We start from the raw sequence: 7,467 nt of genomic DNA, 5'->3' as shown, positions 1-7,467 counted from the left end.
GCCAAGCTCTCTCGCTACAATTGCTGCGTGGCAAGTTCTTCCGCCTTTATTTGTTACTATTGCAGCCGCTTTTTTCATGATTGGTTCCCAGTCCGGGTCTGTCATATCTGTAACAAGAACCTCTCCTGCTTGAAACTCTTTTGCATCTTCTAAATCGTGTAGTATTCTTACTTTTCCAAAGGCTACTTTATCACCTACAGCTATACCTTCCAAGATTCTTTTCTTAATTCTTTCCTCGTAGGGTTCTGTTATTTTATATGTGATTAACTTAGAATGGTCTTTTCTTGAATGGATTGTTTCTGGTCTTGCCTGAACTACAAACAACTCATTTAATTCTCCATCTTTTGCCCATTCTACGTCCATAGGTGTCCATTTTCCATATTTATTTGTATAGTACTCTTCTATTGCCATTACCCATTTTGCAAGCTTTAAAACTTCATGGTCTTCAAGGCAGAATTTAGCCTGGTCTTCTTTAGAAACTGCCACGATTTTTGTTCTTTCGCCTGGGTCTGTTCCATAAACCATTTTATGCGTCTTTTTTCCAAGTTTTTTCTCGATGATTGCTTCATATCCTTCTTTTAAAGTTGGTTTAAATACTAAGAATTCGTCCGGAGTGACTGCACCCTGGACTACCATCTCACCAAGCCCGTAAGACGCGTTTATTAAAACCACATCTCTAAATCCACTGTCAGTGTCTAAGGAGAATGAAACACCGGATGCTGCAAGGTCAGACCTAACCATCTTTTGTACGCCTACAGCAAGCCCTATTGCAAAATGGTCAAATTTAAACGCCTCTCTGTAAGAAATAGCTCTATCTGTAAATAAAGAAGCAAAACAGCTTCTTATAGCTGATAGTAATGTTTCATCACCTTTGATATTTAAGTATGTATCTTGCTGACCCGCAAAGGATGCATTTGGCAAGTCTTCAGCAGTAGCAGAAGACCTAACAGCAACGTCAACTCTAAACTGACCATACATTTTGCTTAATTCTTCATATGCTTTTAGTATTTCATTTTTTAAATCTTCCGGAAACTGTCCACCTTTAATTAGTTCTCTAACTGTTAAACCTCTTCTTGATAAATCTTCAATGTTATTTGGGTCTAAACCTGCTAACGCTTCACGAATTTTGTCTCTTAAATTGTTATAATCAATAAAGTAATGATAAGCTTTAGATGTTACAACAAACCCCATTGGAATTTTTACACCGATAGGTGAAAGTCCTTTGATCATCTCACCAAGAGATGCGTTCTTACCACCTACTAACTCTATGTCCTCCATACCCACTTCGTTAAGCCACATTACAAGCTTTTCAGCCATGTTGATTAACCTCCAATTAATTTTGTAAAATCTGCTATATTTCTAAATAAATCGTTGATTTCTTTCAACAGGCTTAGCCTGTTATTTTTAAGCTTTTCATCTTCTACCATTATCATAACATTGTCAAAAAATCTGTCTATGTATGGCTTTAATTCAAGCATTAATCCTAAGGCTTTGTCATAGTCTTTATTTTCAATAAACTGTTTAAATTTATCTTTAATTTCTATAAATTTCTTATATAGCTCTTTCTCCGGTTCTGATACCAATAAGTTTACATCAACGTTTGAAGATCTAAAATCTTCCGGAATGATATTTCCAACTCTTTTAAATACCATTATCACGTTTTCATAGTCCGGTAGGTTTCTTAGCTGTGATAATGCCTTTACTTTTAAATAATTTCTGTATATATTTCCATCTTTTAGAGATAGTACAGCATTTATGATGTCAGTCTTGTAGCCTTTTGACTGAAGATAGCTTTCTAATCTTGACAGTATAAAATCTAAAATACTTTCATCATCTATGACTTTCCTTAAATCTAAATCTATCTCTTTCTCAACTAAAAGCCTTACTATTCCTATTGCGTTTCTTCTTATTCCAAATGGGTCGGCTGATGGTTTTGGAAGCTCTCCAATTTTTATGAAAGAAATTACAGTATCAAGTTTGTCTGCTAATGCAAGAAGCGTTCCAAGGTTTGTTTCTGGAATGTTGTCTTCTGCTGTTTTTGGAAGGTAATGCTCATAGATTGATCTTGATATTTCTTCCTCTTCTCCTTGTTTTTGGCTGTAATACATTCCCATTATGCCTTGTAGCTCGTCAAACTCTTTTACCATTTCTGTAAGTAAATCAGCTTTAGAGAGCATAACTGCTCTTTTTATTTTTTCAACATCTTTGTATCCGATTAAATCGGCTAATTTTAAAGCTAATTCTAAGTTTCTCAATACTTTGTCATACATAGAGCCAAGCTTTTCATGGAACTGAATACCTTTAAGCTTTTCTATATTATCATCAAGTTTTTTCTTTAAGTCTTCTTTATAGAAGAATAAAGCATCTTCTAATCTTGCTCTTAAAACTTTTTCATAGCCGTTTTTTACTACATCCCTATCTTTTACTGCATTGTTTGAAAAAGCAAGAAATTTTGGAATTAGCTTTCCATCTTTTTCAAAGTTTAGATATCTTTGATGATGCTTACAAACTGTAATGATAGCTTCTTTTGGAAGTGTAAGATATTCCGGAGAAAGATCTCCTACTATGCCAACCGGGAACTCTGTTAAACATGTTATTTCATCGATAAGCTCATCATCTTCTATAATGCTTGCGTTTAACTGTCTTGCAAAGCCTTCGTACTGGGTTTTAATTGAGTGTTTTCTGTCTTCAAAGTTTGCTATTATGTATCCAAGCTTTGTGATTTCTTCGTAGTCGTTTGCATGGTTTATATCTTTCCTTTCCCCTCTTCCAATTGGCTTTGTCATAAATCTATGAAGGTATGTAAACCTATCTGCTTTAACTGATGCAACTTCAAAATCTATAACTTTATCATCTAACAAAGACACTATCCATCTTATTGGTCTTGGAAATCTATAATCTGAGTCGTTCCATTTCATAGATTTAAGCTGTGGAAATTGATTAAACAGTTGTGGGGTATTGTGTTTGATAAATGATTCTAAGCTTTCTCCTTCTTTTTCTATTGTGGCTCCTAAGTACTCGCCTTTTTCTGTTGTGATTTTTTCAAGCTTTTCAAGCGGTATGTTGTTTTTTTCTGCAAAAGATAATGCTGCTTTTGTAAATTTACCTTCGCTGTCTATGGCTACCTTGTATGGAGGTCCAATTAGTGTAATTTTTTGATTATCTTGCCTTTCTTTAAGATTTTTTATTAAGACTGCTAATCTTCTTGGCGTTACGTATATTTTTATGTTTTCTGGAGAATTGTAAATAAAAAAGTCTTTAAATGTCTGACTTACATATTCTTTTAAAAATTCTTTGTAAGTTAGTATAGCTTTTGGAGGAAGCTCTTCGCATCCTATTTCAAGTAGATAAGACTTCATCATCTCTCCTTTTTATCAATGGATATCCAAGCTCTTCTCTGTGTTTTACAAATGCTTTTGCACATTCTCTTGCAAGATTTCTAACTCTTGCAATATATCTTGCCCTCTCATTAACAGATAATGCACCTCTTGCATCAAGCAAATTAAATGTATGGGAACATTTTAAAGCATAATCATAAGCCGGGATAGGTAGGTTTAAAGATATAAGCTTGTATCCTTCCTGTTCGTACATATCAAAGGTTTTGATAAGAAAATCTACATCTACAACTTCAAAGTTGTGAATAGACCATTGTCTTTCTGCTTCTTTATAGATATCTCCGTATGTTAAACCTTCTGCCCAAACTATGTCATAAACACTGTCTTTGCCTTGCAAATAGGTTGCTATTCTTTCAAGTCCGTAGGTGATTTCTACGCTGATTTCTGGTAAATCTAAGCTTCCTGCTTGCTGGAAGTATGTGAACTGAGTTATTTCCATACCATCAAGCCAAACTTCCCAACCAAGCCCCCAAGCTCCAAGTGTTGGACTTTCCCAATCATCTTCAACAAATCTAATATCATGCTTTGTAAGGTCTATACCAAGAGCTTGTAGGCTCTCAAGGTATAACTCTTGCGGATTTTCCGGCGTTGGTTTTAGTATTACTTGAAATTGATAGTAATGCTGAAGTCTGTTTGGATTTTCTCCGTATCTTCCGTCTTTTGGCCTTCTTGACGGTTCAACGTAGCAAACATTCCACGGCTCAGGTCCAAGAACTCTTAAAAAGGTTGCCGGATTCATCGTTCCAGCACCAACTTCTATGTCATAAGGCTGCCATAAAATACAGCCCTTTTCTACCCAGAATTTTTGAAGAGTCATAATTATATCTTGAAATGTCATATAGTGTCTCCATTTTGATATTTAAGGTTAAAATATTTTAACATAGTTTGATGATATACCTTGGGTGAAAAATTGTCGGTTTTTATAAAATTTAAAAATGAGATCCTTCGGACTTACGTCCTCAGGATGACGGACAAGGTAAACTTATAAAAATCTTTTGCTTTTTAATCCATCCTTTCTAACCTTGCAATTAACAATATGTTAAAATAAAAAGTTATGGAGATAAAAAACTACAAGCTTGAAATCAGTTATATTGGAACTAATTACAACGGTTGGCAAAGACAGAAAAACGGAATTGGAATTCAGCAAGTCATTGAAGATTTATTATCTGAGCTTTTAAAGGAAAAAATAACGCTGATTGGTGCAGGAAGGACTGATGCGGGCGTTCATGCTTTAAGGCAGGTTGCAAACTTTAAAACGAATAAACATAAAAACACAAAGACTATATACACCTATCTTAATGCAAAACTGCCAAGAGACATATCAATTTTGAAAGTTGAAGAAGTGCCGCTTTCTTTTAATGCAAGATTTTCAGCTAAAGGAAAGACTTATATTTATAAGATTAATACAAAGCCGGACCCATTTTTGTATAAGCTTGCTTGGTATTATGATAAAAAATTAGACTTGATAAAGATGGTAGAAGGAATTAATATAATAAAGCAATATAAAGACCTTTCTTCTTTGGCAAAAGCAGGGGATTATATAAGAAAAGAAATTGATTTAAGAGAGCTTAAGTTATACTTTGATGGTAAAATCATAACCATAGAAATTACAGCATCTCACTTTTTAAGAAACATGGTCCGTAGAATTGTAGGACACCTTGTCGCACTTGGAAGGGGTAGCTTAAGCTTAGAAGAGTTAAAAGATATAATAGAAAAGAAAAGTCCGTCCCATGGCAAATATACAGCACCACCGGAAGGTTTATATTTAAAAGCAGTGTATTATTAGTAAGAAAGTGAATAGGTTGGGAGGTTGCTTGTAAAAATCCACACTGTCATTCTGCAGCCGGCGAAGAATCTCATGTTTTTCAAGTCAAAAAATCAAAAAATGAGATCCTTCGGCCTTACGGCCTCAGGATGATAGAGAGAAAGGTTGAATGATAAACATAAAGGAAGAATAACCTTGGATGTCATTCTGAGCGTTAGCGAAGAATCTCCTACTTTTATTAAATTTCTTACCCGATTTATAAACATTTTTGAATAAAATCTAAATTTGAAGAAAAAAGGAGAGAATAAAGATGGAAAATTTTCAAAATTATGAAAATTTTAGAGCAGGGTTTGTTGCTATTGTTGGAAGGCCAAACGTTGGAAAGTCAACACTTCTAAACAATATAATCGGAACAAAATTAAGCATTGTCAGTCCAAGACCACAGACAACTCGGATGAGAATTTTAGGCGTTAAACATCTGCCGGATGCACAGATAATATTCTTAGACACGCCGGGGGTTCAAAAAGGTGGAGATTTACTTACAAAATCAGTAATGGAATCTGTAGTATCAGGAATAGAAAGTGCAGATGTTATTTTAATGGTTATAGATGCTGAGGCAGGTTGGACAAAAGAAGACAAAGAAATTGTAGAAAACTATCTTAAAAAAGTAAATAAGCCTGCAATCCTTGCAATCAATAAAATTGACAAGATAAAAAGAGATTTAGTTTTACCACTTATTGAAGAATCTACAAAAATATACGACTTTAAAGAATTTGTTCCAATATCTGCTATCAAAAATCTAAACATTGATGAGCTTATTGAAACAATAAAAAAATATTTACCAGAATCTCCGCCGTTGTATCCAGAAGACCAGATAACAGACCTGCCGCTAAAGTTTTACATAGCAGAAATCATTCGTGAAAAAGTATTTTTAAACACAAGACAAGAAGTCCCATACTCTGTTGCTGTTGAAGTTGAAAGTATAAAAGAAGGAGAAAAAAATAAAAATCTGCTTATTATTGATGCGGTCATTTATGTTGAAAAGGAAAATCACAAAGGTATAATTATAGGTAAACAAGGACAGATGTTAAAGAAAATCGGTATGCAAGCAAGAGAAGAGCTTGAGTTTTTACTCGGCAAAAAAGTTCATCTAAATCTGTATGTAAAAGTTAAAGAAAGATGGAAAGAAGATTTACCACTACTTAGAGAGCTTGGTTATAACCAAATATCATAAAAAAGGAAGGCACTATGTCTCCAATAATTGAAGTTTTAAAGGAAACCCTAAAAAGGGCTATAGGCAAAAGAGATTATAAAACTATAGAAAAGATTATCATAAAAACCCACAAAGGAGACATAGCCGAAGTCTTTAAATATCTAAAGAAAGAAGAAAGAAAAATCTTAATGCTTACCTTAATCAAATCAAACATTCAAAAAGCTGCCAATGTTTTTCAAGACCTTGAAGAAGATATAAAATCTGAATTACTTAGAAATTTAAGTTCAAAAGACTTAACAAATCTTTTAAATAATCTCCCGGTTAATGAAATTGTAAAAATTATAGACCATATTCCCGATGATGTAAGAGATATTATTTTAAAAAACTTAGAGAAGGAAAAGATTGAAGAGTTAGAAGAGTTAGAGCAGCTGCTTACTACCAATGAAGACAACATAGCATCTATTATTAGAGAAGATTATTTAAGCATAAATGAAAACATTACAGTTCAAGAAGCTCTTGAAATTGTAAAAAATACAGATAAAGAGATAGAGATTCTCTATATCTATGTTGTTGATGATAAAAACAGGCTTATTGGCGTTGTCTCGCTGAAAGAATTAATTGCATCTCCGGGTAACATTTTAGTAAAAGATACAATGACAAGAGAGCTTATAACTGTAAGCATAAACGCTACAAAAGAAGAAGCTATTGATATTTTTAAAAGATACGACCTTTATATTTTGCCTGTCATTAATGATGAAGAAGAGCTTGTAGGTGTTATTTATATTGAAGATATAATTGATGTAATCTCAGAGAAAACAACCGAAGACTTCTTTAAAATGGCAGGAGCAAAAGAAGAGGAGCTTTTTTATCAAGATAAGACATTTAAAATTGCAAAATTAAGAATGCCTTGGCTTTTAACTGCAACATTTGGAGAGTTTATAACAGCTATAATCATAAGTTTTTTCAGTTTTACAATTGAGCAGTTTTTACCAATCATTTTTTTCTTGCCAATGGTTGCCGCCCTTAGTGGTAATATAAGCTCCCAAGCTGCCATCATTACAGCAAGAGGACTAAAAGAAGGAAGGCTTTCGGAA

Annotated in this window: 6 protein-coding genes; 3 read left to right on the top strand and 3 right to left on the bottom strand. The window is 33.7% G+C overall.

What is annotated here, in order from left to right:
* From ppsA to SULYE_RS04335, 3 genes are all read right to left on the bottom strand, one after another.
* Positions 1-1,317, bottom strand: a 1,317-nt coding sequence (gene ppsA, locus SULYE_RS04345) for a phosphoenolpyruvate synthase (RefSeq protein WP_007546884.1), incomplete at its 3' end; no start/stop codon positions are given.
* 5 nt (positions 1,318-1,322) lie between these two features.
* The gene (gene glyS, locus SULYE_RS04340; protein ID WP_007546883.1) at positions 1,323-3,359 is read right to left on the bottom strand and encodes a glycine--tRNA ligase subunit beta; all 2,037 of its coding nucleotides are present in this window, start codon (positions 3,357-3,359) and stop codon (positions 1,323-1,325) included.
* The gene (locus SULYE_RS04335; protein WP_007546882.1) at positions 3,340-4,233 is read right to left on the bottom strand and encodes a glycine--tRNA ligase subunit alpha; all 894 of its coding nucleotides are present in this window, start codon (positions 4,231-4,233) and stop codon (positions 3,340-3,342) included. The genes glyS and SULYE_RS04335 overlap by 20 nt, the downstream gene beginning before the upstream one ends.
* 216 nt (positions 4,234-4,449) lie before the next feature.
* Here SULYE_RS04335 and truA point away from each other — a divergent pair, with 216 nt between their 5' ends.
* From truA to SULYE_RS04320, 3 genes are all read left to right on the top strand, one after another.
* Positions 4,450-5,181, top strand: a complete 732-nt coding sequence (gene truA / locus SULYE_RS04330; RefSeq protein ID WP_007546881.1) for a tRNA pseudouridine(38-40) synthase TruA — start codon at positions 4,450-4,452, stop codon at positions 5,179-5,181.
* A 289-nt stretch (positions 5,182-5,470) separates the two neighbouring features.
* On the top strand, positions 5,471-6,394 hold the full coding sequence (gene era / locus SULYE_RS04325; RefSeq protein ID WP_007546880.1) for a GTPase Era: 924 nt from the start codon (positions 5,471-5,473) through the stop codon (positions 6,392-6,394).
* Positions 6,395-6,408: 14 nt separating this feature from the next.
* Positions 6,409-7,467, top strand: a 1,059-nt coding sequence (locus SULYE_RS04320; protein WP_007546878.1) for a magnesium transporter, incomplete at its 3' end; no start/stop codon positions are given.

Source organism: Sulfurihydrogenibium yellowstonense SS-5, from assembly GCF_000173615.1.
Taxonomy (GTDB): domain Bacteria; phylum Aquificota; class Aquificia; order Aquificales; family Hydrogenothermaceae; genus Sulfurihydrogenibium; species Sulfurihydrogenibium yellowstonense.
This window is presented reverse-complemented; position numbering and strand designations above follow the sequence as displayed.